Origin of the sequence: Mycolicibacter acidiphilus (genome assembly GCF_018455725.1) — a bacterium.
Lineage (GTDB): Bacteria > Actinomycetota > Actinomycetes > Mycobacteriales > Mycobacteriaceae > Mycobacterium > Mycobacterium acidiphilum.
Genome location: NZ_JAHCLR010000009.1, coordinates 1 through 21,964, shown reverse-complemented (window position 1 = coordinate 21,964; position 21,964 = coordinate 1). Strand labels below are relative to the sequence as shown.

At 68.9% G+C, this 21,964-nt stretch carries 20 protein-coding genes; 15 read left to right on the top strand and 5 right to left on the bottom strand.

The features are described 5' to 3' along the window. Positions 1-3: 3 nt before the first annotated feature. Positions 4-873 carry an oxidoreductase gene (locus KIH27_RS07255; protein ID WP_214092274.1) on the bottom strand — a complete coding sequence of 290 codons (870 nt, stop codon included), beginning with the start codon at positions 871-873 and terminating at the stop codon, positions 4-6. A 95-nt stretch (positions 874-968) separates the two neighbouring features. Between KIH27_RS07255 and KIH27_RS07250 the strand changes: the two genes are divergently transcribed. After that, entirely contained in the window at positions 969-2,219 is a 1,251-nt protein-coding gene (locus KIH27_RS07250; protein WP_214092273.1) for a metal-dependent hydrolase family protein, read from the top strand. Here KIH27_RS07250 and KIH27_RS07245 read toward each other — a convergent pair. Continuing rightward, positions 2,209-3,090: a PfkB family carbohydrate kinase gene (locus tag KIH27_RS07245; RefSeq protein ID WP_372451319.1), complete on the bottom strand. Its 882-nt coding sequence runs from the start codon at positions 3,088-3,090 to the stop codon at positions 2,209-2,211. The genes KIH27_RS07250 and KIH27_RS07245 overlap by 11 nt on opposite strands. Before the next feature lie 153 nt (positions 3,091-3,243). Here KIH27_RS07245 and KIH27_RS07240 point away from each other — a divergent pair, with 153 nt between their 5' ends. From KIH27_RS07240 to KIH27_RS07185, 12 genes are all read left to right on the top strand, one after another. Then, positions 3,244-5,322, top strand: coding sequence for an adenylate/guanylate cyclase domain-containing protein (locus KIH27_RS07240; RefSeq protein WP_250149743.1), 2,079 nt, complete (start codon positions 3,244-3,246; stop codon positions 5,320-5,322). A gap of 4 nt (positions 5,323-5,326) precedes the next feature. Beyond that, complete coding sequence (locus KIH27_RS07235; RefSeq protein ID WP_307856807.1) at positions 5,327-6,730, top strand: mechanosensitive ion channel domain-containing protein; 1,404 nt, start codon at positions 5,327-5,329, stop codon at positions 6,728-6,730. Positions 6,731-6,758: 28 nt separating this feature from the next. Further along, positions 6,759-8,012 (top strand): glutamate-5-semialdehyde dehydrogenase, encoded by a 1,254-nt coding sequence (locus KIH27_RS07230; RefSeq protein ID WP_214092269.1) that lies wholly within the window; start codon positions 6,759-6,761, stop codon positions 8,010-8,012. A gap of 22 nt (positions 8,013-8,034) precedes the next feature. Further along, positions 8,035-8,922 carry an AAA family ATPase gene (locus KIH27_RS07225; RefSeq protein ID WP_214092268.1) on the top strand — a complete coding sequence of 296 codons (888 nt, stop codon included), beginning with the start codon at positions 8,035-8,037 and terminating at the stop codon, positions 8,920-8,922. Next, positions 8,919-10,361, top strand: coding sequence for a vWA domain-containing protein (locus KIH27_RS07220; protein ID WP_214092287.1), 1,443 nt, complete (start codon positions 8,919-8,921; stop codon positions 10,359-10,361). Before KIH27_RS07225 ends, KIH27_RS07220 begins: the two co-directional genes overlap by 4 nt. Positions 10,362-10,453: 92 nt before the next feature. Beyond that, the gene (locus tag KIH27_RS07215) at positions 10,454-10,924 is read left to right on the top strand and encodes an OsmC family protein (protein ID WP_214092267.1); all 471 of its coding nucleotides are present in this window, start codon (positions 10,454-10,456) and stop codon (positions 10,922-10,924) included. Between the two features lie 28 nt (positions 10,925-10,952). Then, positions 10,953-11,999, top strand: a complete 1,047-nt coding sequence (locus KIH27_RS07210) for an NAD-dependent epimerase/dehydratase family protein (RefSeq protein WP_214092266.1) — start codon at positions 10,953-10,955, stop codon at positions 11,997-11,999. Between the two features lie 107 nt (positions 12,000-12,106). Beyond that, entirely contained in the window at positions 12,107-12,736 is a 630-nt protein-coding gene (gene nadD, locus KIH27_RS07205) for a nicotinate-nucleotide adenylyltransferase (protein ID WP_372451318.1), read from the top strand. Next, positions 12,733-13,119, top strand: coding sequence for a ribosome silencing factor (gene rsfS / locus KIH27_RS07200; RefSeq protein ID WP_214092264.1), 387 nt, complete (start codon positions 12,733-12,735; stop codon positions 13,117-13,119). Before nadD ends, rsfS begins: the two co-directional genes overlap by 4 nt. Next, on the top strand, positions 13,116-13,787 hold the full coding sequence (gpgP, locus tag KIH27_RS07195) for a glucosyl-3-phosphoglycerate phosphatase (RefSeq protein ID WP_214092263.1): 672 nt from the start codon (positions 13,116-13,118) through the stop codon (positions 13,785-13,787). Before rsfS ends, gpgP begins: the two co-directional genes overlap by 4 nt. Beyond that, on the top strand, positions 13,777-14,508 hold the full coding sequence (gene octT, locus KIH27_RS07190) for a diglucosylglycerate octanoyltransferase (protein ID WP_214092262.1): 732 nt from the start codon (positions 13,777-13,779) through the stop codon (positions 14,506-14,508). Before gpgP ends, octT begins: the two co-directional genes overlap by 11 nt. A 7-nt stretch (positions 14,509-14,515) precedes the next feature. Beyond that, the gene (locus tag KIH27_RS07185) at positions 14,516-15,367 is read left to right on the top strand and encodes a DegV family protein (RefSeq protein ID WP_214092261.1); all 852 of its coding nucleotides are present in this window, start codon (positions 14,516-14,518) and stop codon (positions 15,365-15,367) included. Between the two features lie 4 nt (positions 15,368-15,371). On the opposite strand, the gene KIH27_RS07180 is transcribed toward KIH27_RS07185, so the two are convergent. Together KIH27_RS07180 and KIH27_RS07175 are read right to left on the bottom strand one after the other, a co-directional pair. Next, positions 15,372-18,326, bottom strand: coding sequence for an MMPL/RND family transporter (locus KIH27_RS07180; RefSeq protein ID WP_214092260.1), 2,955 nt, complete (start codon positions 18,324-18,326; stop codon positions 15,372-15,374). Continuing rightward, entirely contained in the window at positions 18,323-18,766 is a 444-nt protein-coding gene (locus KIH27_RS07175) for an MmpS family transport accessory protein (RefSeq protein ID WP_214092259.1), read from the bottom strand. Before KIH27_RS07175 ends, KIH27_RS07180 begins: the two co-directional genes overlap by 4 nt. A gap of 241 nt (positions 18,767-19,007) precedes the next feature. On the opposite strand from KIH27_RS07175, the gene KIH27_RS07170 reads away from it, so the two are divergent. After that, positions 19,008-19,598 (top strand): PepSY domain-containing protein, encoded by a 591-nt coding sequence (locus tag KIH27_RS07170; RefSeq protein WP_214092258.1) that lies wholly within the window; start codon positions 19,008-19,010, stop codon positions 19,596-19,598. On the opposite strand, the gene KIH27_RS07165 is transcribed toward KIH27_RS07170, so the two are convergent. Continuing rightward, positions 19,582-20,631, bottom strand: a complete 1,050-nt coding sequence (locus tag KIH27_RS07165) for an NAD(P)H-dependent amine dehydrogenase family protein (protein ID WP_214092257.1) — start codon at positions 20,629-20,631, stop codon at positions 19,582-19,584. The two genes, KIH27_RS07170 and KIH27_RS07165, sit on opposite strands and share 17 nt — an antisense overlap. Before the next feature lie 56 nt (positions 20,632-20,687). Here KIH27_RS07165 and KIH27_RS07160 point away from each other — a divergent pair, with 56 nt between their 5' ends. Continuing rightward, the gene (locus KIH27_RS07160; protein WP_214092256.1) at positions 20,688-21,881 is read left to right on the top strand and encodes an enhanced intracellular survival protein Eis; all 1,194 of its coding nucleotides are present in this window, start codon (positions 20,688-20,690) and stop codon (positions 21,879-21,881) included. Positions 21,882-21,964: the final 83 nt, after the last annotated feature.

Genomic DNA, 21,964 nt, shown 5'->3' with positions numbered 1-21,964 from the left:
GGCTCACCCCGCGATGCCGTCCAACTCCACCAGCGCATCCGCGGGCAGGACCAGCGCGGCGGCGGCGACGTTGTCGTGCAGGTGCGCCACCGACGAGGTGCCCGGGATCAGCAGGATGTTCGGCGAACGCTGCAGCAGCCACGCCAGCGCGACCGTCATCGGTGCCGCGCCGAGTCGCTCGGCCACCGCCCGCAGCGTCTCGGACTGCAGCGGGGTGAACCCGCCGAGCGGGAAGAACGGCACATACGCAATGCTCTGGGCGGCAAGGGAATCGATCAGGGCGTCGTCGTCGCGGTGCGCCAGGTTGTAGTGGTTCTGCACGCAGACGATCGGTGCGATCGACTGGGCCTCGGCGACCTGCTCGGCACTGACGTTGCTGACCCCGATCTGCCGGATCAAGCCTTCCCGCTGCATCTCGGCCAGCACGGTGAACGGTGCGGCGAGCGAACCGGGTTCGGGACGGTCGAACCCGCCGACGCGCAGGTTCACCACGTCGAGCGCATCCAGGCCGAGGTTCGCCAGGTTGTCGGCGACCCCCTGTCGCAGCTGGTCCGGCGCCAGCGCGGTCGGCCAGCCGCCGTCGGCGTCGCGGATCGCCCCGAGCTTGGTGACCAGGCACAGTCCCTCGGGGTAGGGGTGCAGGGCTTCGGCGATGATCCGATTGGTGACGTGCGGTCCGTAGAAGTCGCTGGTGTCGATGTGGTTGATTCCCAACCGGATCACCTCGCGCAGCACCGCGACGGCGCCGTCGTGATCGGCGGGCGGACCGAACACACCCGGCCCGGACAGCTGCATCGCCCCGTAACCCATCCGGTTGACGGTCGGCCCGCCGGGCAAGGTGAACGTTCCGCCGAGCGGTGGCTGCTGAGTCATTGGAGGCCCTTCGGATGACGTGGACGGTGACGGTAACCCTAATCCGCGAACAAACCGGCTACGGTGCGAAGTACCGCGATCCGAGGGAGTCACCGATGCCGTCACCGCAGCTGGCGATCACAGGAGTCAAGGTCTTCGACAGTGCCGCCGGGCGGATCACCGGGCCGATGGACGTCACCGTCGCCGACGGGCTGATCGCGTCGGTGACCCCGGCCGGCCCGACAGCACTGTCCGGGGCGATCGACGGAACCGGGAAGACGTTGCTGCCCGGCCTGATCGACGCGCACTGGCATGCGGCGTTCACCGCGATCCCCGCGGTGACCGCGCAGCTGTCCGAGATCGGTTACGTCTTCGCCCATGCGGTCGTCAGTGCCCGCGAGACGCTGCTGCGCGGGTTCACCACCGTCCGGGATCTCGGCGGACCGGTGTTCGGCATCAAGCAGGCCATCGACGAGGGCACCATCGCCGGCCCGCGTATCTTCCCGGCCGGCGGGTTCATCTCGCAGACCGGCGGGCACGGCGACTTCCGGCTGCCCCACGAGGTGCCCCGCGGAGTCGCCGGCCAGTTGAGCTACAGCGAGATCATCGGTGCCGCTGTCATCGCCGACGGCGAAGCCGAGGTGCTGCGAGGTGCCCGGGAGATGTTGCGGCGCGGCGCATCCCAACTCAAGCTGATGGCCGGCGGCGGCTGCGCATCGACGTATGACCCACTGGACGTCGCCCAGTTCACCGAGGCTGAGATGCACGCCGCGGTGCAGGCCGCCGAGAACTGGGGCACCTACGTCACCGTGCACGCCTGCACACCCAAGGCGATCCAGACCGCGGTGGCCGCGGGCGTCCGCTGCATCGAACACGGGCAGTTGGCCGACGAGGCGACGGTGGCACTGCTCGCCGAGAAGGACGTCTGGTGGTGTCTGCAACCGTTCCTCGACGATGAGGACGCGGTGCCGCTGCCGCCGGCGAACATGGCCAAGGCGAAGCAGATGTTCGCCGGCACCGACACCGCCTATCGGCTGGCGATCAAGCACGGCGTCAAGATCGCGTTCGGCACCGACACCCTCTTCGATGCGAAGCTCGCCACCCGCCAGGGCGCCCAGCTGGCGAAGCTCACCCGCTGGTTCACCCCGGCGGAGGTGTTGCAGCAGGCCACCATTCGCAACGGCGAACTGCTGGCGATGTCCGGGCCGCGTAACCCCTATCCGGGCCGGCTCGGGGTGATCGAGGAGGGGGCGCACGCCGACCTGATCCTGGTCGACGGCGACCCGGTGGCGGACATCTCGCTGATCACCCGGCCGGACGTGGCGTTCAGCGCGATCATCAAGGGCGGCCGCCTGGTCAAGGGCTGAGCGCCGCGTCGATCTGCGCGGCACTCGGGGCGCAATCCCCGGCACCGGGCGTCAGCGTCGCCAATGCGCCTGCGGCGCAAGCCCGCCGCATCGCCGCCTCCGGCCCGTCCGGCCAGCAGGCGGCCAGGACCCCGGCGAACACGTCACCGGCGCCGGAGGTGTCCACCGGTGTCACCGTGACCGCGGGCACCGTGAACTCGCGCCCGCCGCCGAGGTAGCGCGCGCCCCGTGCACCGAGGGTGATGACCCGATGCGCCACCGGCCACGCCCAGTGCGCGGCCTCACCCTTATTGAGCACCACGACGTCGACCAGCGCGGCCAGTTCGGCCACCGCGACACCGGCCGGTGAGGCGTTGAGCATGACGATCACCCCGGCTGCCCGGGCGGCGCGGGCGCCGGCGATCGCGGCCGGCAGCGGAATCTCCAGTTGCAGCAGCAGCACATCGGCGTCGGCGAGTGCGGTGCGCAGCAGTTCGGGGCCGGGTGCCAGTGCGGCGTTGGCGCCGGCCGCGACGACGATCGTGTTCTCCCCGGCCGCGTCGACGGTGATCACCGCGGAACCGCTCGGGCCGGGCACGGTGGCCACGTCCGCGGTGTCGACGTCGTTCGCCGCGAGATGACCGCGCAGCGCGACGCCGGCGTCGTCGTCGCCGACCGCCCCGATGAACCGCACCCGCCCACCTGCTCGCGCCGCGGCCACCGCCTGATTAGCGCCCTTGCCGCCGGCGGTGTGCAACACCGCGGTTGCGGGCACCGTCTCACCCGGTTTCGGCAGCGTGCCGACGGTCAGCACGGTGTCGGAGTTCACGCTGCCCAGTACGCAGATTCGCGTCGTCATCGTGTCGAGCGTAGGCCGATGACCTTTGACAATGCGCGCGTGCTTCGTCAGGCTGACCGGAAGACCCGTAGGCCTCAGCACGCCGCAGTACGCCGCCGAAAGGATCAGTCGCCAGTGAGTTCGGGGCAGTCGTACCGCATCCGGGGTCGTCGGCTGACATCCCGGCTGAGCATCCAGTCCAAGGTGATGGTGATGCTGCTGGCGTGCACGATCGCGTCGGTCGCGGTGATCGGCATCGTCGAATACGTGTCAGCGCGGCGGGCGATGGAGAACGCGACGTACAGCCGGCTGATCGAACTGCGGTCGGCGCAGAAACGGGCGGTGGAGACACTCTTCTCGGATCTGCGGAACTCCCTGGTCATCTACAGTCGCGGCGACACCGCCATCAACGCGGTCGGGGCGTTCACCGCCGGATTCGACCAACTGTCGAGCGCACCGATCGATCCCGCGCAGCGGCAGGCGGTGGTCGACTACTACGAGGACCGGGTCGTCAAGGCGACCGAGGCGGCCACCGGGGTCGAACTCGACATCGACGCCGTACTGCCGACGTCGAACGCGCAGGAATACCTCGACGCGCACTACGGGGCGAAGGCCGCCGCCAACGAAACGGCCGGTGAGTCGAAGGAGGAAGCGAAACAATCCGACGACCCCGGCGACGGAAGCGCTTGGACGGCGGCGAACGCCCACTACAACGGCTACTTCCGGGAGATCGTCCAGCGTTTCGAATACGAGGACGCGTTGCTGCTCGACACCCGCGGCAACATCGTCTATTCCTACCGCAAGGGCCCGGACCTGGGCAGCAACATCATCACCGGTCCATACCGCGAGTCCAACCTGCGCGAGGCCTATCAGAAGGCGCAGGCCTCCAACGCCGCCGACTTCGTCTGGATCACCGACTTCCAGCCTTACCAGCCGCGGCTGGGGCTGCCCACGGCGTGGCTGGTGTCGCCGATCCGGGTGAGGGACAAGGCGCTCGGCGTGATGGCGCTGCCGCTGCCGATCTCGAAGATCAACCGGATCATGACCGCCGACAAGCGGTGGGCGCAGGCCGGGGTCGGCCGCACCGCCGAGACGTACCTGGCCGGCCCGGACAACCTGATGCGGTCGGATTCCCGGCTGTTCCTGGAGGATCCGCAGGCCTACCGCCGTGAGGCGATGGCCGCCGGCACCCCGAGCGCCACCGTGGACAGGGCGATTCGGCTGGGCGGCACCACCCTGGTGCAACCGGTGAACAGCGCCGGGCTGCGGGCCGCGCAGCGCGGCGAAGCCGGGATCATCACCGACACCGGCTATCTCGGCCGTCGGGAACTGCAGGCGCACGCACCGCTGAACATCCCGGACTCCGACCTGCACTGGTCGATCCTGGCCACCAAGAACACGGCTGAGGCGTTCTCGCGGGTGGCGTCGTTCACCAAGACCATCGTATTGACCACCACCGGACTGATTTTCGTGATCTGCCTGGTCTCTGCGCTGCTTGCCCGGGTGTTCGTGCGACCGATCCGGCGACTCGACGAGGGGACGCAGCGGATCAGCGCCGGCGACTACGACGTCACGATCCCGGTCACTTCGCGTGACGAGATCGGCGATCTGACCGGGGCTTTCAACGAGATGAGCCGGAACCTGCAGGTCAAGGAGAAGCAACTGACCGCGCAGCGCAGCGAGAACAACAGGCTGCTGCTGTCGCTGATGCCCGAACCGGTAGTGCAGCGCTACCGCGACGGCGAGCAGACCATCGCCCAGGAGCACTCCGACGTGAGTGTCGTCTACGCCGAGATCGTCGGACTCGACGAGACCTCCGGCGAGCTCTCCGGCGCGGAGTTGGTGGCCACCGTGGACGACGTGTTGCGGCAGTTCGACTCCGCCGCGGAATCGCTTGGGGTGGAACGGATCCACACCCTGCACACCGGCTATCTGGCAAGCTGCGGGGTGACCGTCCCGCGGCTGGACAACGTGCACCGCAGTATCGACTTCGCCCGGGAGATGCAGCGGATCATCGAACGGTTCAACGGCCGGACCGGCGGCGAACTCGACCTGCGGGTCGGCGTCAGCAGCGGACAGGCGGTCAGCGGACTGGTGGGCCGATCCGGGACCGTCTACGACATGTGGGGCAGCGCGGTGATCCAGGCCTACCGGGCGCATCACGCTGCGCCGCAACCCGGCGTGTACGTCACGGCCGCGGTGTACGACGTGCTGCACGACGGCTGCGCGTTCACCCCGGTGAGCGCCGGTGATGCCGACCAGCCGATCTGGCGGATGTCGGAGTAGGGGAGTGGACGTCATCGCAGCACCCTGGTTCTACTGGTCGCTCGGTGTCGCGGCGGGACTGCCGGCCGCACTGATCGCGCTGACCGAATGGCATAACGCGCTGGCGCGCCGGCGCAGCCACCTGGCCGGCCCGGTCAACCTGCTGCGCACCTACCTGCTGCCGCTCGGCGCGCTGTGGGTGCTGCTGGTCAAGTCGTTCGAGGTGCCGGTCGACGTCACCTCGGTGCGGATCATCGCGACGCTGTTCGGGTTCCTGCTGCTGCTGGCGCTGCTGTCGGGCCTCAACGCGATCCTGTTCCGGGGTGCGCCGGAGGAGTCCTGGCGTCGGCGGCTACCGACGATCCTGTTCGACGTGGCGCGGCTGGTGCTGGTCGGCGTCGGGCTGGCGCTGATCCTGTCCTACATCTGGGGCGTGAAGATCGGCGGGCTGTTCGCCGCACTGGGGGTGACGTCGGTCGTCATCGGTCTGATGCTGCAGAACTCCGTCGGTCAGATCGTGTCCGGGCTGTTCCTGCTGTTCGAGCAGCCGTTCCGGATCGGGGACTGGCTGGACACGCCTACCGCGCGGGGCCGGGTCGTCGAGGTGAACTGGCGGGCCGTGCACATCGAGACCGGGCACGGCCTGCAGATCATGCCGAACTCGGTGCTGGCGGGTCTGTCGTTCACCAATCTGAGTCGCCCGTCGGAGACGCACAACCTGACGCTGCAGTTGACCTTCTCCCCGGCGGATCCACCCGATCAGGTGTGCGAGCTTTTGACCGATGTCGCCGCGGCGCTGCCGCAGCAGCAGCGCGACGGCGCGGCGCGCGGGGTGGCACTGGGCGGCGGCTCGTACCGGATCACGATCCCGCTGTGCTCGCCCGCCGACGACGGCGCCGCGCAGGCGCTGTTCCTGCGCTGGCTCTGGTACGCGGCGCGTCGGGCCGGGCTGCGACTGGACGGTGCCGCCGACGACTTCTCGACGCCCGATCGGGTGGCGCAGGCGTTGCAGACCGTGGTCGCACCGGCGCTGCGGCTCACCGAGGCCGACCAGCAGGCGCTGCAACCGTACGCGCGGCTGGTCCGGTACGGCGCCGACGAACTCATGCAGGGCATCGGCGACGTGCCGGGCGGGATGACGTTCGTCGTCGCCGGCGGCGTGCGTCTGACCACCGCCGACGACACCGGTGCCCCGGTCCCGGTGGCGGTGCTGGATGCGGGGGCGTTTCTGGGGCTGACGACGTTGACCCGTCAGCCGAACGTCACCGCGGCGCATGCGCTGGGCGAGGTGACCGCCCTGGAGATCGGCCGCGACCACATCGCGGACTTCGTCATGCGCAAACCCGCGTTGCTGGCCGACCTGGGCCGCATCATCGACGAGCGTCGGGGGCTGGCCACGCACACCGGTGCCCCGGAGCGGTTGGGCTGAGCGCACGAGCACTCGATACCCTGGGCAGATGAGTCTGGAAGCACCACCCGACCTGCGCCGCGAGGTTCACGACGCCGCGCGCCGCGCCCGCGTCGCCGCCCGCACCCTGGCAACGCTGCCGACCGTGGTCAAAGACCGCGCCCTGCACGCCGCCGCCGACGCCCTGCTGGCACACGCCGACGACATCTTGGCCGCCAACGTGCAGGATCTCGACGCGGCCCGGGCCGCCGGTACGCCGGAGGCGATGCTGGACCGCCTGGCACTGAACCCGCAGCGCGTCGACGGCATCGCCGCCGGGCTGCGGCAGGTGGCCGGGCTGCCCGACCCGGTCGGCGAGGTGCTGCGCGGCAAGACCCTGCCCAACGGGCTGATGCTGCGCCAGCAGCGGGTTCCGCTCGGGGTGGTCGGCATGGTCTACGAGGGCCGGCCCAACGTCACCGTCGACGCCTTCGGCCTGGCACTGAAATCCGGCAACGCCGCACTGCTGCGCGGCAGTTCGTCGGCCGCGCACTCCAACGCCAAACTGGTGGAGGTGCTGCGCGAGGCACTGGTCGGCGAAGACCTGCCGGCCGACGCGGTGCAGTTGCTGTCCAGCGCCGACCGGTCCACCGTCACCCACCTGATCCAGGCGCGCGGCCTGGTCGACGTGGTGATCCCGCGCGGGGGGGCGGGCCTGATCGACGCCGTGGTGCGTGACGCGCAGGTGCCCACCATCGAGACCGGGGTCGGCAACTGCCACGTCTACATCCACGCCGCGGCAGACCCGGAGGTGGCCGAGCGGATCCTGTTGAACTCCAAGACCCGTCGGCCCAGCGTGTGCAACGCCGCCGAGACGATGCTGGTGGACCGAGAGATCGCCGACACCCTGCTGCCGCGGCTGGTGGACGCGCTGACCGAGGCCGGGGTGACCGTGCACGGCGACGCCGCCGCTGCTGCGCCGGAGGACGACCTGCGCCGCGAATACCTGGCGATGGACATCGCGCTGAACGTGGTTGAGGGACTCGACGACGCGATCAGTCACATCAACGAGTACGGCACCGGTCACACCGAGGCCATCGTCACCACGAATATGGCTGCGGCACAACAGTTCACCGAGCAGGTCGACGCCGCCGCGGTGATGGTCAACGCCTCCACCGCCTTCACCGACGGCGAGCAGTTCGGCTTCGGCGCCGAGATCGGCATCTCCACCCAGAAACTGCACGCCCGCGGGCCGATGGGGTTGTCGGAGCTGACGTCCACCAAATGGATCGTGTGGGGCGACGGCCACACCCGCCCGGCCTGATCCGCTGAGGAGACCATCGAACGTGACGACTCCCGCCCGCCAAGCTCCGCTGTTCGCCGACATCGACGACGTCAGCCGACGACTGGCGCAGACCGGCTACCTGGCAGACACCGCCACCGCCACCGCGGTGTTCCTCGCCGACCGGCTGGGCAAGCCGCTGCTGGTGGAGGGACCGGCCGGGGTCGGCAAGACCGAACTGGCCCGGGCGGTGGCCGCCGCGACCGATGCGGGACTGGTGCGCCTGCAGTGCTACGAGGGTGTCGACGAGGCCCGCGCGCTCTACGAGTGGAACCACGCCAAGCAGATCTTGCGCATTCAATCCGGGAACGCTGCCGGACAAGGGGACTGGGACGCCACCAAACTGGACGTGTTCAGCGAGGAGTTCCTGCTGGCCCGCCCGCTGCTGACCGCGATCCGGCGCACCGACCCGACCGTGCTGCTCATCGACGAGACCGACAAGGCCGACATCGAGATCGAGGGCCTGCTGCTGGAGGTTTTGAGCGACTTCGCGGTCACCATCCCGGAGTTGGGCACCGTCACGTCGGCGCAGACCCCGTTCACGGTGCTGACGTCGAACGCCACCCGGGAACTCTCCGAGGCGCTGAAACGCCGGTGCCTGTTCCTGCACATCGACTTCCCCGACCCGGATCTGGAGCGTCGCATCCTGCTGTCCCGGGTGCCGGAGCTGCCGGAGCGCCTCGCCGCCGAACTGGTGCGGATCATCGGGGTGCTGCGCGGCATGCAGCTGAAGAAACTGCCGTCGGTGGCTGAGACCATCGACTGGGGCAGAACGATTCTGGCGTTGGGCATGGACACCATCGACGACGCCACCGTCGCCGCCACCCTGGGCGTGGTGCTCAAACATCAGTCCGATCAGGTCCGGGCGACCGGCGAGCTCAAGCTGAACTGATGGCCCGGCGGATCGGCCCCACTCAGCCCCTGGCCCCGCACGGGTTACCGGGTCACCTGGTCGGTTTCGTCGAAGCGCTGCGAGGACAGGGCATTTCGGTGGGCCCGTCGGAGACGGTCGATGCCGGGCAGGTGCTGTCGGTGCTGGGGCTCGGCGACCGTCGGGTACTGCGCGAAGGCCTGGCCTGCGCGGTGCTGCGCCGACCCGATCACCGCGACACCTACGACGCGCTGTTCGACCTGTGGTTCCCGGCGGCACTCGGCGACCGGACGGTCGGGGACGCGGCCGACGCGGACTCCGAACCGCCCGTGGTGCCGCCCGACGACGTCGAGGCGATGCGGGCGATGCTGGTCGACCTGCTCACCGACAACCCCGAGTTGGCCGACACCGACCAGCGGCTGTCGGCGATGATCGCGGCGATCGTCGAAGCCTACGGCCGCTACCGCTCCAGCCGCGGCCCGTCGTACTCCGCCTACCAGACGCTCAAGGCGATGGGGCTCGACGAATTGGAGGGCCGGCTGCTGGCCGGGCTGCTCTCACCGTACGGCGAGGAGCCGACCCCCACCCAGGAGCAGATCGCCAAAGCCCTTGCCGGGCAGCGGATCGCGCAACTGCGCAAGCTGGTGGACGTCGAGACCAAGCGGCGCGCCGCCGAACAACTCGGCCGCGAACACGTGCAGATGTACGGCATCCCGCAGCTCAGTGAGAACGTCGAGTTCCTGCTCGCCTCCGGGGATCAGCTGCGGTCGATGCGCCGGGTGGTGGCGCCGCTGGCTCGCACCCTGGCGACTCGGCTGGCGGCCCGGCGCCGTCGGTCGCGGGCCGGGGTGATCGACCTGCGCAAGACGCTGCGACGCTCGATGTCCACCGGCGGGGTGCCGATCGACCTGGTGCTGCGCAAACCGCGCCCGGCCCGGCCCGAACTGGTGGTGCTGTGCGACGTGTCGGGGTCGGTCGCCGGGTTCAGCCATTTCACTCTGCTGCTGGTTCACGCGCTGCGCCAACAGTTCTCGCGGGTGCGGGTGTTCGCCTTCATTGACACCACCGACGAGGTGACGCACCTGTTCGGCCCGGAGGCGGACCTGGCGGTGGCGATTCAGCGCATCACCCGGGAGTCGGCGGTCTACACCCGTGACGGGCACTCCGACTACGGCAACGCGCTGGTGTCGTTCGCCGAGAACTTCCACGGTGTGCTGTCCCCGCGCAGTTCGCTGCTGGTGCTCGGCGATGGCCGCACCAACTACCGTGATCCGGCCGTCGACGTGTTGGCGCACCTGGTCACGGCCAGCCGGCATGCGCACTGGCTGAACCCGGAGCCGCGACACCAGTGGGGCAGCGGTGATTCGGCGGCACCGCGCTACGCCGACGTGATCCCCATGCACGAATGCCGCTCCGCCAAGCAGTTGGCCGCGGTCATCGACCAGCTCCTGCCGGTGTAGCCCGTCTGCGTGCGTGAGCGTGTGGTTTCATCCGCGAAACGCGGGTCGGGGCGTATCGATTCGCACGTTCGGTGAAGGGAAGGCGCACGGCAATGGGCACTGAGCACAGCTACACCGTTGCGGTCACCTGGACCGGCAACCGTGGCACCGGAACCAGCGGTTACCGTGCCTACGATCGTGACCACGAGGTGCACGCCGACGGCTGTCCGACCATCCTCGGGTCGGCTGATCCCGACTTCCGCGGTGATCCGGCCCGTTGGAACCCGGAACAGCTGCTGCTGGCGTCGCTGTCGCAGTGCCACATGCTCTGGTACCTGCACCTGTGCGCGGTCAACGACGTCATCGTCGTCTCCTACGTGGATCACCCGTTCGGAACGATGGCCGACACCGGCGACGGCGGGCACTTCACCGGCGCGGTACTGCGACCGCAGGTGACGGTGACGTCTGCCGCGATGGCAGAGAAAGCCGTGGCGCTGCACGCCGAAGCCCACCGCGCCTGCTTCATCGCCAACTCGGTCAACTTCCCGGTCACGCACGAGCCGGTCGTGACTGTCGCCACGTAAGCTGGCGGACCTGCGAAAAGGAGCATCCATGACGACCATCAACCCGGACGCCCCCGTCCTGGTCACCGGCGGCAGCGGCTACATCGCCAGCTGGATCGTGCGCTACCTGCTGGAGGACGGCCGGACCGTCCGCGCCACCGTGCGCAACCCCGACAAGCCCACGGGCCTGGAGCATCTGCACACGCTGGCCGAGCAGCATCCCGGGAAGCTGACCCTGCACAAGGCCGACCTGCTCGATGCGGGCAGCTTCACCGCGGCGATGGACGGCTGCGAACTGGTCATCCACACCGCGTCGCCGTTCCTGATGGGCCACATCAAAGACCCCGAGCAGCAGCTGATCCGGCCCGCACTGGAGGGCACTCGCAACGTCCTGACCAGCGCCGATGCCACCGACTCGGTGAAGCGGGTGGTGCTGACCAGCAGCGTCGCCGCGATCTACGGCGACTGTGCGGACATGGTGGGCAAAGCCTGTTTCACCGAGGCCGACTGGAACACCACCAGCACCGTCGAGCATCAGGCGTACTCGTACTCCAAGACCGTCGCCGAGCGGGAGGCCTGGAAGATCCAGGGCGCCCAGCAGCGCTGGGACCTGGTGACGATCCACCCGTCGCTGGTGCTCGGACCGGCGCTGACCACCTCCAGCGCCTCGGGCAGCATGACCACGATGCACCACTTCGTCGACATGACGATGGCCGCCGGTGCGCCGCCGCTGCAGCTGGGGGCGGTCGACGTGCGCGATGTGGCGCGGGCGCACATCACCGCCGGTTTCACCGCTGATGCGCACGGCCGCTACATCGCCAACTCGAAGGTCGTCAGCATGCTCGAGCTGAGCCGGGCGTTGCGGGCGCGCTTCGGCTGGCGACCGGCGTTCCCGGTCTTCGAGCTGCCGAAGTTCATGATCAAGCTGGCGGCGCCGGTCGGTGGGCTGACCCGCAAGTTCGTCGAACTCAACGTCGGCTACCCGCTGTGCTTCGACAACTCGCGCACCCGCGCCGAGCTGGGTATCGACTTCCGGCCGGTCGCCGAGTCCGTCGTCGAGCACTTCCAGCAGATGATCGACGACGGGCTGGCGTAGCCCCCTGCGTGACCGTGCACAAATGTCCACCCCCACCTGGGGAGATACCGGACACTTGTGCACGGTCGCGGGTGGGGGTGGCCGGCGAGACCCAAGTAAGCTGGCCTATCGTGCGAAAACGGCGGCTGGGAGTGATGGGTGGGACGTTCGATCCCGTCCACAACGGCCACCTGGTCGCGGCCAGCGAAGTCGCCGATCTGTTCGGCCTCGATGAGGTGATCTTCGTGCCGACCGGCCAGCCCTGGCTCAAGGATCGCCAGGTCAGCGCCGCCGAGGAGCGCTACCTGATGACGGTGATCGCCACCGCGGCCAACCCGCGCTTCTCGGTGAGCCGGGTGGACATCGACCGCGGCGGCCCCACCTACACCAAGGACACGTTGCGCGACCTGACCGCGCTGAACCCCGACGCCGAACTGTTCTTCATCACCGGCGCCGATGCGCTGGGCTCGATCCTGAGCTGGCAGAACTGGGCGGAGATGTTCGAACTGGCCCGCTTCGTCGGGGTGAGCCGCCCCGGCTACGAACTCGACGGCGAGCACCTCGCCGAGGTTCTCGACGCACTGCCCGACGGGGCGCTGACGCTGGTCGAGGTGCCGGCGCTGGCCATCTCATCCACCGACTGCCGCCGGCGGGCCGCCGACTCCCGGCCGATCTGGTACCTGGTGCCCGACGGGGTCGTCCAGTACGTGTCCAAACGCAACCTCTACCGCACCCCAACCCCCGGAGAGCAACCATGACCGCAACACCCGACGCCGTCCACATGGCGACCGTCGCGGCGAACGCCGCCTCGAACAAACTCGCCGACGACGTCGTCGTCCTCGACGTCTCCGGGCAGTTGGTGATCACCGACTGCTTCGTCATCGCCTCTGCGTCCAACGAACGACAGGTCAACGCGATCGTCGACGAGGTCGAGGAGAAGATGCGTCTGGCCGGCTACAAGCCCGCACGCCGGGAGGGCACCCGCGAGGGTCGCTGGACGCTGCTGGACTACATCGACATCGTCGTGCACATCCAGCACCAGGACGAGCGTGACTTCTACGCGCTGGACCGGCTGTGGAAGGACTGCCCGGTGGTGCCCGTGGCACTGGACGGCGAGCCCGCCGCGGGGGAGACACCGTGAGGATCCGCCGGCTGATCCTGTTGCGGCACGGCCAGACCGAGTTCAACGCCGGCAGTCGGATGCAGGGCCAACTCGACACCGTGCTCAGCGACCTGGGCCGCGCCCAGGCCGCCGCCGCAGCCGAGGTGCTGCGCAAGCGGCACCCGCTGGCGATCGTGTCGTCGGATCTGTGGCGCGCCTACGACACCGCCACCGTGCTCGCCGAGCACAACGACCTGCCGGTGCGGGTCGACACCCGGTTGCGCGAAACCCACCTGGGCGACTGGCAGGGGATGACCCATGAGCAGGTCGACGCCGCGACGCCCGGCACCCGGCTGGCCTGGCGTGACGATGCCCGGATGGCCCCGCACGGCGGCGAGAGCCGGATCGACGTCGCCAACCGCAGTGAACCCGTCGTCGCCGAACTCGTTGCCGGGGAGGCGGAGTGGGGTGCTGGCGGTGAACCGGACCGGCCGGTGGTGCTGGTCGCCCACGGCGGGCTGATCGCCGCACTGACCGCCGTGCTGCTGCGGTTGCCGATCGAGAACTGGCCGGTGCTGGGCGGCATGGGCAACGCCAGTTGGACGCAGTTGTCCGGGCACGGCGCAGACGACGCCGGATTCGCCGACATCCGCTGGCGTCTGGACGTCTGGAACGCCTCGGCGCAGGTGGCCAGCGATGTCCTCTGAACCGCGCCGCACCCTGCTGGTCTTCGCCGACTCGCTGTCCTACTACGGCCCGACCGGCGGCCTGCCCGCCGACGATCCGCGAATCTGGCCGAATATCGTTGCCGCGCAGCTCGACTGGGACGTCGAGTTGATCGGGCGGATCGGCTGGACCAGCCGCGACGTGTGGTGGGCGGCCACCCAGGATCCGCGGGCCTGGGCGGCGCTGCCCCGCGCCGGCGCGGTGGTGTTCGCCACCAGCGGGATGGACTCCCTGCCGTCGCCGCTGCCGACCGCGCTGCGTGAGCTGATCCGCTACGTGCGGCCGTCCTGGCTGCGCCGTTGGGTGCGCGACGGCTACGCCTGGGTGCAGCCGCGGTTCTCCCCGCTGGCGCGTGCCGCGCTGCCGCCGCACCTGACCGCGGACTACCTGGAGATGACCAGGGGCGCAATCGACTTCAACCGGCCCGGGATTCCGATCGTCGCGTCGCTGCCGTCGGTGCACATCGCCGACACCTACGGCCGTGCCCACCACGGCCGGGGGCCGACGGTGGACGCGGTCACCGACTGGGCGCAGCGGCACGACGTCCCGCTGGTCGACCTGAAGCAGGCGGTCGCCGCGGAGATCATGAGCGGACGCGGCAACCCCGACGGGATCCACTGGAATTTCGAGGCGCACCAGGCGGTCGCCGAGTTGATGCTCAAGGCGTTGGCTGAGGCCGGCGTGCCCGGGGCGGTGGAGTGACCGGTTCGTGTCCGTCATAGTCATCACCGACTCGTCGGCGTGCCTGCCGGCGCAACTGCGGGAGCAGTGGGGAATCCGGGTGGTGCCGTTGCACATCCTGATCGGCGGCGAGGATCTGCGCGACGGTGTCGACGTGGTGCCCGACGACGTCTACCAGCGTGACAACGTCAGCACCGCGGCGGCCGGCCCGGAGGATCTGGACGCCGTCTACCGGGCCGCGCTCGCCGACAGCGGGGGCTCCGGTGTGGTGGCCGTGCACCTCTCGGCGGCGCTGTCCAGCACGCTGACCGCGGCCCAGCACGCCGCCGCGAGGATCGGCGACCGCATCCGGGTGGTCGACTCGAAGTCGACGGCGATGGGCACCGGTTTCGTGGCGCTGGCCGCCGCCCGGGCCGCTGCCGCCGGTGCTGATCTCGACGGCGTTGTGGCGGCAGCGGATTCGGCGGTGCAGCGCGGGCACGCCTGGATCGTTGTGCAGCGGCTGGACAATCTGCGCCGCAGCGGCCGGATCGGCAGCGCCGCGGCCTGGCTCGGCACCGCCCTGGCGCTCAAGCCGCTGCTGCGGATCGACGACGGCAAACTCGTGCTGGCGCAGCGCATCCGCACCGCCGGCAAGGCGGTGGCGGCGATGATCGACCGGGTCAGCGACCTCGTCGGCGACGGTTCGGCCGAACTCGCCGTGCTGCACGTCGGCAACCCGCAGGGTGCCCAGCAGGTGGCCGCCGCGCTGGCCGAGCGCCTGCCGGCGTGCCCGCCGGCCACGGTCGGCGACCTGGGTTCGGTGCTGGCGCTGCACGTCGGGGCCGGGGCGGTCGGCGTCTGCGTGGACCTCGTGCCGAAGCCGACTGAAACCGACTGAGCGGCTACGCTTCCGGCGATTCGGTACCGGCCGCCCGGCGCACCGCGGCGACGTCCAGCGCGTCGGTGTCCGCAGCCTGCTCGTCGTGCGGGGTGTGCGCCGCGATGCCGCGGATGTGGGTGTTGGGGCCGTAGGGGCGGACCACCTGCGGCCACCAGAACCACTTGCCGAGCAGCGTGGCGATCGACGGCATGAGGAACGCGCGGACCACGAACGTGTCGAGCAGCAAGCCGATCGCGACCGTCGTGCCGTACATCCCGATCGCCTTGAGATCGCTGAAGTACATGATCCCCATCGTGGCCGCGAACACCATGCCCGCCGAGGTCACCACACCGCCACTGCCGGCCATCGCCCGGATGTAACCGGTTTTCAGCCCGGCGTGGATCTCCTCCTCGAACCGGGACACCAGCAGCAGGTTGTAGTCGGAGCCCACCGCCAGCAGGACGATCACTGCCAGCACCATGACCACCCAGTAGATGTGCTGCCCGAAGATGTCCTGCCACAGCAGGACCGAGATCCCGAAGGACGCCGCTATCGAACTGGACGCGGTGCCCAGGATCACCACGGCGGCCACCAGGGACCGGGTGATCATCATCATGATCAGGAAGATCAGCGTCAGCGACGCCACGATCGCGATCATCAGGTCGTATTTGGCGCCGCTCTGCATGTCTTCGTAGAGCGCGGCCATCCCGCCGACGTACACCTTGGCGTCGGCCAGCGACGACTGCTTGAGCGCCTCCTGCGCGGCGATCCGCTCCGGTTCGACCCGGGCGATCCCCTCGGAGGTGGCCGGGTAGGTCTGATGGGTGACGAAGAACCGGGCCGACTTGCCGTCCGGCGACATGAACAGCCGCAGACCGGTCTGGAAGTCGGGGTTGTCGAACGCCTCGGCCGGCAGGTAGAAGAAGTCGTCGTTCTTCGAGTCGTCGAAGCTCTGACCCATCATGATCTGCGCGCTGCTGAGGTCCTCCATCTGGTCGATGAACGCCTTGAACGTGCTGTGCACGGTCAGCACCAGCCCGCGCATGATCCGCATGGTGTCCACCACCGCCGGCAGCAGCGCGGTCACCTTGGGCAGGATCTCGCTCAACTGGGTGGTGTCGTGGGAGAGCAGCGTCAACTGCTCGGTGAGTTTGTCGGTGGTCTCGGCGGACTCGAACGTCGACTGCAGCGCAAAGCACATCGGGATGTCGTAGCAGTGCGCTTCCCAGTGGAAGTACGTCTCGAACACCCGGAAGAAGTCGAGTGAGTCGGCGATGTGATCGCGTAGTTCCTCGGCGACGGAGACGGTGTCCTTGGTGACCGTGGCCAGATCCTCGGTGACGTCGTTGATCTTCAACATGTGCTCGTACATCTCGTTGAGCAGGTTGATGTCGCGGTTGAGCTGCTGGGAGATCGTGTCGATGTCCTTGATCCGGGCCTTGAGGGTCTCCATGTTCTGGATCATCAACTGGTTGGACACGCTGAGCTGGAACGGAATCGAGCTGTGCTGCAGCGGGATTCCCAGCGGCCGGGTGATGTCCTGGATCATCGCGATGCCGACCACCCGCATGATGTTCTTGGCGACGCGGTCCAGCACCAGCATGTCCGCCGGGTTTCGCATGTCGTGGTCGGACGTCACCATGGTGATGTCCGGGGCCATCCGCGCCGCCGAGAAATGCTTCTCCGCCGCCGCGTACGCGACGTTGACCGGCGTCTCCTTGGGCAGGTACTTCCGGTCGTCGTAACCCGGTTTGAATCCGGGCAGTGCGGCCAGCCCGACCAGCACCACCGCCAGACTGGCAACCATGATCGGCGCCGGCCAGCGCACAACCGAGACGCCCGCATTCCGCCAGAATCCGCCGGGCTGATGCTTTTTCGCGTCGAGCAACCCGAAGCTGCTGACCACCACCAGCATCGCCGGGCCCAGGGTGAGGGCGGCCGCGACCACCACGATCATGCCCACCGAGACCGGGACGCCCATGGTGTGGAAGTAGGGCAGCCGGGTGAAGTACAGCACCGCCGACGCCCCGGCGATCGTCAGCCCCGAGCCGAGCACCACGGGCGTGACACTGCGAACGGTGGTGTAGTACGCCTCGATCCGGTCTTCACCGGCGGTCCGGGCTTCCCGATACCGGCCGAGCAGGAAGATGCCGTAGTCGGTGCCGGCGGCGATCGCCAGCATCACCATGATGTTCACCGCGAACGTCGTCAGGCCCATCACGTCGTGGAAGCCGAGGAACGCCACCACGCCCCGCGCGCAGATCAGCTCCAGCAGCGTCAGAAACAGCTGGGTGAGCATCGCGGAGAAGGAGCGGAAGACCACCAGCAGCATCACGGCGATCGCACCGATCGTGAACAGCGTGATCTTCACCAGGCTGTTGTCGCCGATCTCCCGTAGATCGGCGGTGAGCGCGGCCGGCCCGGCGACGAAGGCCTGCACGCCGGGTGGCGCCGGGGTGTCCGCGATGGCCTTGCGAACGGCCTCGACGGATTCGTTGGCCTCGGTCATGCCCTGGTTGCCGACCAGGTTCAGCATCACGTAGGCGGCTTTGGCGTCGGAGCTCTGCACACCGGCGGCGGTCAGCCGGTCACTCCAGAAGTCCTGAATGTGCTCGACGTGGTCCTTGTCGGCGTCGAGCTTCTTGACGATCTCGTCGTAATACTGATGTGCGGGTTGGCCGAGCTCCTCGTCGCCGACGACGACCATCATCACGGTGCTGTTGGACTTGTACTCCTGGAAGTTCTCGCCGACGAGCGCACTGGCGATCATCGACGGTGCGTCCATCGGCGCCAGCGGTGCGGAGTGCTCCTCGGAGATCACCTCCAGCTGCGGCACGAAGACGTTCACGATGACCGTCAGCACGATCCACGCGATGATGATCGGCACCGCGAAGATCCGCAGCATGTGAGCGAAGAACGGTCGTTTGACCTGCGGGTCGTGGTGTTTGTCGATCTGTGCCCGGATGCGTTTGATCATCCGGACTTCACCAGGCAGAAGGTCTGGGCATTGAGACCGGTGGAGCGCCGTTCGTCGCGCAACCGGTCGTCGATCTTGATGCGGCACCCGATCTCATTGGTGTTGCCCTGCACGACCATGTTGGCCATGACGGCCGGCAGCACCGTGACCACGGTGAAGGACCACGGCAGCGGCACGTTGTTGAGCTGGTGGACGTTGGCCTCGGCGTCCCAGTAGTTGATGTCGGCGGTGGTGCCCGGCGGCCCGAACGCCTCGTAGGCGACGTACTTCGGGTTGAACTGCACGATCTCGATGCCGGCGCCGGCATGCGGGTTGAGGTCCTGCGAGGCGAACACCTTGTGCAGCCTGGTGACGACCACACTCGAGATGGCGATCACGATGATGAAGACCACGGGAATCCAGTGCCGCTTGAGCGCGCCGGCGACGGAGACCTTCCGCATCTCACCGCCTTCCGCTGGTCGGATCGCACCCCGTGACGGTCGCGGATCGGACTCGTAAGGACCCCGTAACTGCACGGTCCCGAGCGCCGCCGGAAATGCCGTCTGCTGCTGACAATCTCGTAAGGGGCAGCATAACCTTTGCTCGGCTAACGATCCTAGGTGCCTCACGCCACCTGTGCGCCGGATTGGCGACAGGAACGCTGGGTGACGTTGTCAGAAACGTTCAGTAGCATGTCCGCTGATGCGCGGTCTGGTACATGGCTCCCGGCTCGGTGCAGTGCTCATCGCAGTGGCGATGCTGGCACTGGCCGGTTGCGGCGGCAGCGGAAAGCAGGGCGCGGCCTCCGCGCAGAGCACCAGTCCGGAGGGAACCTGGTCGCGTCCGGACGCGCCTCCCGACCCGCACACGCTGCTGCGCGCGGGTGCACTGGCCGTCGGGCAGGTGCCCGACAGCGCGCTGATCTTCATCGAGAGTCAGACCAACGACGCCGGCACCTGGAAGGTGCGGGTGGTCACCCCCGACGGCAGCGAGCAGCAACTCAAGATCGGGGCCGACGGCGTCGCGGTGCTGGTGGGTCCCGCCTCGACCAACGACTCCGACGGCGACAAGGCCAAGCGCCGCGCCAACATCGACGGCGCGCACCTGGACTACGAGGCGGCGGTCGGCAAGATCCTGGCCGAGGTGCCCAACGGGTCGATCACCGGGCTGAGCCTGGTCGACATGAACGGCACCATCGTGTGGGACGCCGACGTCTGGGACACCGAGTTGGTCGAGCACGACGTGACGATCAACGCGGCGACCGGCGCGGTCACCGCTAACCGACAAGTTTGATGCGGCCGGTGATCGGCGGCAGGTCGGCCAGCGTGACGATCCCCGGGGCGGCCGCCACCACCGCCGGCACCGCATTGGTGACCGGCATCGCCGTGTAGATCGAGCCGAGCCCGTTGTAGTTCGCCTCCGACCAGTCCTGCGGCGGCAGGCAGTGGATCACCGTGCGCATGTTGGGCCGGCCGAACACCTGGATGACGTGGCCGTCGGCGACCGGCTTCGGCGGGGTGACGTGGCTGCCCATGATCCAGTTGAAGCCGACGCTGACCACGTTGCGCTCACCCACCCAGCCGCGGTGGTAGCCGAACACGCTGCCGACGGTGCCGGCCGGGATCTTCATGAACCCCAGATCGGAGTCGGCGGTGGCCGCGGTGAACTGCACGTCGAACGTGATCCTGTCCAACTGGGCGCCGATCGCGTCGGCCATCATCGCCGCCGACTCGGCGAACACCTCGCTTTCACGGCGCACGCTCTCGGCCAGGCCGGGGGTCTGCGGGTCCTGGGAGAAGCCCATCGCGGTCATGGTGCCCGCGGACTCGTAGCTGGAGCAGTCCACTGACTCGGTGATCCGGATTTCGTCGACGTGCTCGCACGCCCCGGACAGCACCATGCCGACCATGTTGGTCAGGCCCGGATGCGCCCCGCTGCCGAAGATCGTGGAATTCCCGGCCCGGCAGGCGTCTTCGATCCGCTTGCGGTCCGCCGGTGTCTGCTTGCCGCCGGTGATCCACGCGGCGCTGGAGCACACGTTGACCCCGGCCTCCAGCAGCCGTACCAACTCGTCGACGCTGGGCCAGATGGGGTTGTAGCAGCAGGCATCCGGCTTCAGGGCGAGCAGTGCGTCGATGTCGTTGGTGGCGGTGACGCCGGTCGGCTGCGCCAAGCCGGCCAGTTCGGCCGCGTCCACGCCGACCTTGTCCGCGCCGTGCGCGTAGACCCCGACCAGTTCCAGGTCGGGACGGCCGATGATGGCGTGCAGCGAACGCTGCCCGATGTTGCCGGTCGTCCACTGGATCACGCGAAGCGGTGCGGTCATGGCTCCACACCCTATTCGGGTGCGCGACGGCGACGTTTGTGGCACCGTCGATTCTCGTGACCAGCACGATCGTTCGCACCGCGGTCGATGCCGATTGGGCGCAGATAGCGCTGTTGGACGCCACCGGGTTCGGGGTGCTGATCGACCCGGGCCGGGTGACCGCGCTGCGGACGATGGTGCCGGCCGATGGCGCGGTGGTGGCCTGCGACCGCGATCTCGGGGTCATCGGGGTGGCGCTCTACCTGGACCTGCGGCTGACCGTTCCCGGCGGGCAGGTGCTGCCGGCCGCCGGGATCAGCGGGGTGGTGGTGGCGCCCACCCACCGCCGGCGTGGCGTGCTGCGCGCGATGTACGACGAACTGCACCGACGGATCGCCGATTCGGGGTATCCGATCGCCGCGCTGACGGCCAGCGAGGGCGGCATCTACGGGCGGTTCGGCTACGGGACGGCGACGATCAAGTGCGAGTTGGAGATCGACCGCCGGTTCGCCCGGCTGCACCCGGACGCCCCCGACCCGGGCGGTGTGCGACTGGCGAACCCGGCCGACTGCCGTGCGGAACTGGCCGCCGTCTATGACCGGTGGCGCCTGCGCACCCCCGGCGGACTAGCGCGTCCCACGGCACTCTGGGACGACCTGCTCGCCGACCGGGAACCTGAACGTGACGGCGGCACACCGTGGTTCGTGCTGCTGCACCCCGACGGCTACGTGCTGTACCGGGTGCACGCCGGGGATACCAAGACCGTGCGGATCGGCGAGTTCCGGGCGGTGACCGCCGACGCACACGCCGCGCTGTGGCGGGCACTGCTCGGGCTGGACCTGATGACGACGATCGGCCTGGACAGCCACCCCGACGACCCGCTGCCCTATCTGCTCACCGACACCCGGCTGGTGCGCACCACCGGGCGCCGAGATGACCTGTGGCTGCGGCTGATGGACGTGCCCGCCGCCCTGGAGGCTCGCCGGTACGCGGCCGACGCCAACGCCGTCATCGCGGTGCGGGACGGATTCCGCAGCGACGGTGGACGTTTCATGCTCGACGTGCGTTCCGGGGTCGCGAAGTGCACGCCGACGAGCGCACCCGCCGAAGTCGAGATGGACCTTGACGTGCTGGGCGCCCTGTACTTCGGTGCGCACCGCGCGTCGGCGCTGGCCGCGGCGAACCGGCTGCGCGGCGAGCCGGAGTTGCTGGGCCGGCTGGACGCCGCGTTCGCCACGCCGACGCCGGCGCAGCTGGGGTTCTTCTTCTAGCCCTCCCTACCGCGAGCGTGCAGAATTCACCGCCAAAACCCCAGGTGGCGGGCTGTTGCAAAATCGGTAGTTAGGTGAGCTAT

What these genes read in the sequence shown, in the direction of transcription:
- KIH27_RS07250 (WP_214092273.1), top strand. Translation starts at nt 969, where the DNA reads ATGCCGTCACCGCAGCTGGCGATCACAGGAGTCAAGGTCTTCGACAGT.
- KIH27_RS07215 (WP_214092267.1), top strand. Translation starts at nt 10,454, where the DNA reads ATGGGCACTGAGCACAGCTACACCGTTGCGGTCACCTGGACCGGCAAC.
- KIH27_RS07240 (WP_250149743.1), top strand. Translation starts at nt 3,244, where the DNA reads ATGGTGATGCTGCTGGCGTGCACGATCGCGTCGGTCGCGGTGATCGGC.
- KIH27_RS07180 (WP_214092260.1), bottom strand. Translation starts at nt 18,326, where the DNA reads ATGATCAAACGCATCCGGGCACAGATCGACAAACACCACGACCCGCAG.
- KIH27_RS07165 (WP_214092257.1), bottom strand. Translation starts at nt 20,631, where the DNA reads ATGACCGCACCGCTTCGCGTGATCCAGTGGACGACCGGCAACATCGGG.
- KIH27_RS07175 (WP_214092259.1), bottom strand. Translation starts at nt 18,766, where the DNA reads ATGCGGAAGGTCTCCGTCGCCGGCGCGCTCAAGCGGCACTGGATTCCC.
- KIH27_RS07255 (WP_214092274.1), bottom strand. Translation starts at nt 873, where the DNA reads ATGACTCAGCAGCCACCGCTCGGCGGAACGTTCACCTTGCCCGGCGGG.
- octT (WP_214092262.1), top strand. Translation starts at nt 13,777, where the DNA reads ATGTCCTCTGAACCGCGCCGCACCCTGCTGGTCTTCGCCGACTCGCTG.
- KIH27_RS07170 (WP_214092258.1), top strand. Translation starts at nt 19,008, where the DNA reads ATGCGCGGTCTGGTACATGGCTCCCGGCTCGGTGCAGTGCTCATCGCA.
- KIH27_RS07210 (WP_214092266.1), top strand. Translation starts at nt 10,953, where the DNA reads ATGACGACCATCAACCCGGACGCCCCCGTCCTGGTCACCGGCGGCAGC.
- KIH27_RS07230 (WP_214092269.1), top strand. Translation starts at nt 6,759, where the DNA reads ATGAGTCTGGAAGCACCACCCGACCTGCGCCGCGAGGTTCACGACGCC.
- rsfS (WP_214092264.1), top strand. Translation starts at nt 12,733, where the DNA reads ATGACCGCAACACCCGACGCCGTCCACATGGCGACCGTCGCGGCGAAC.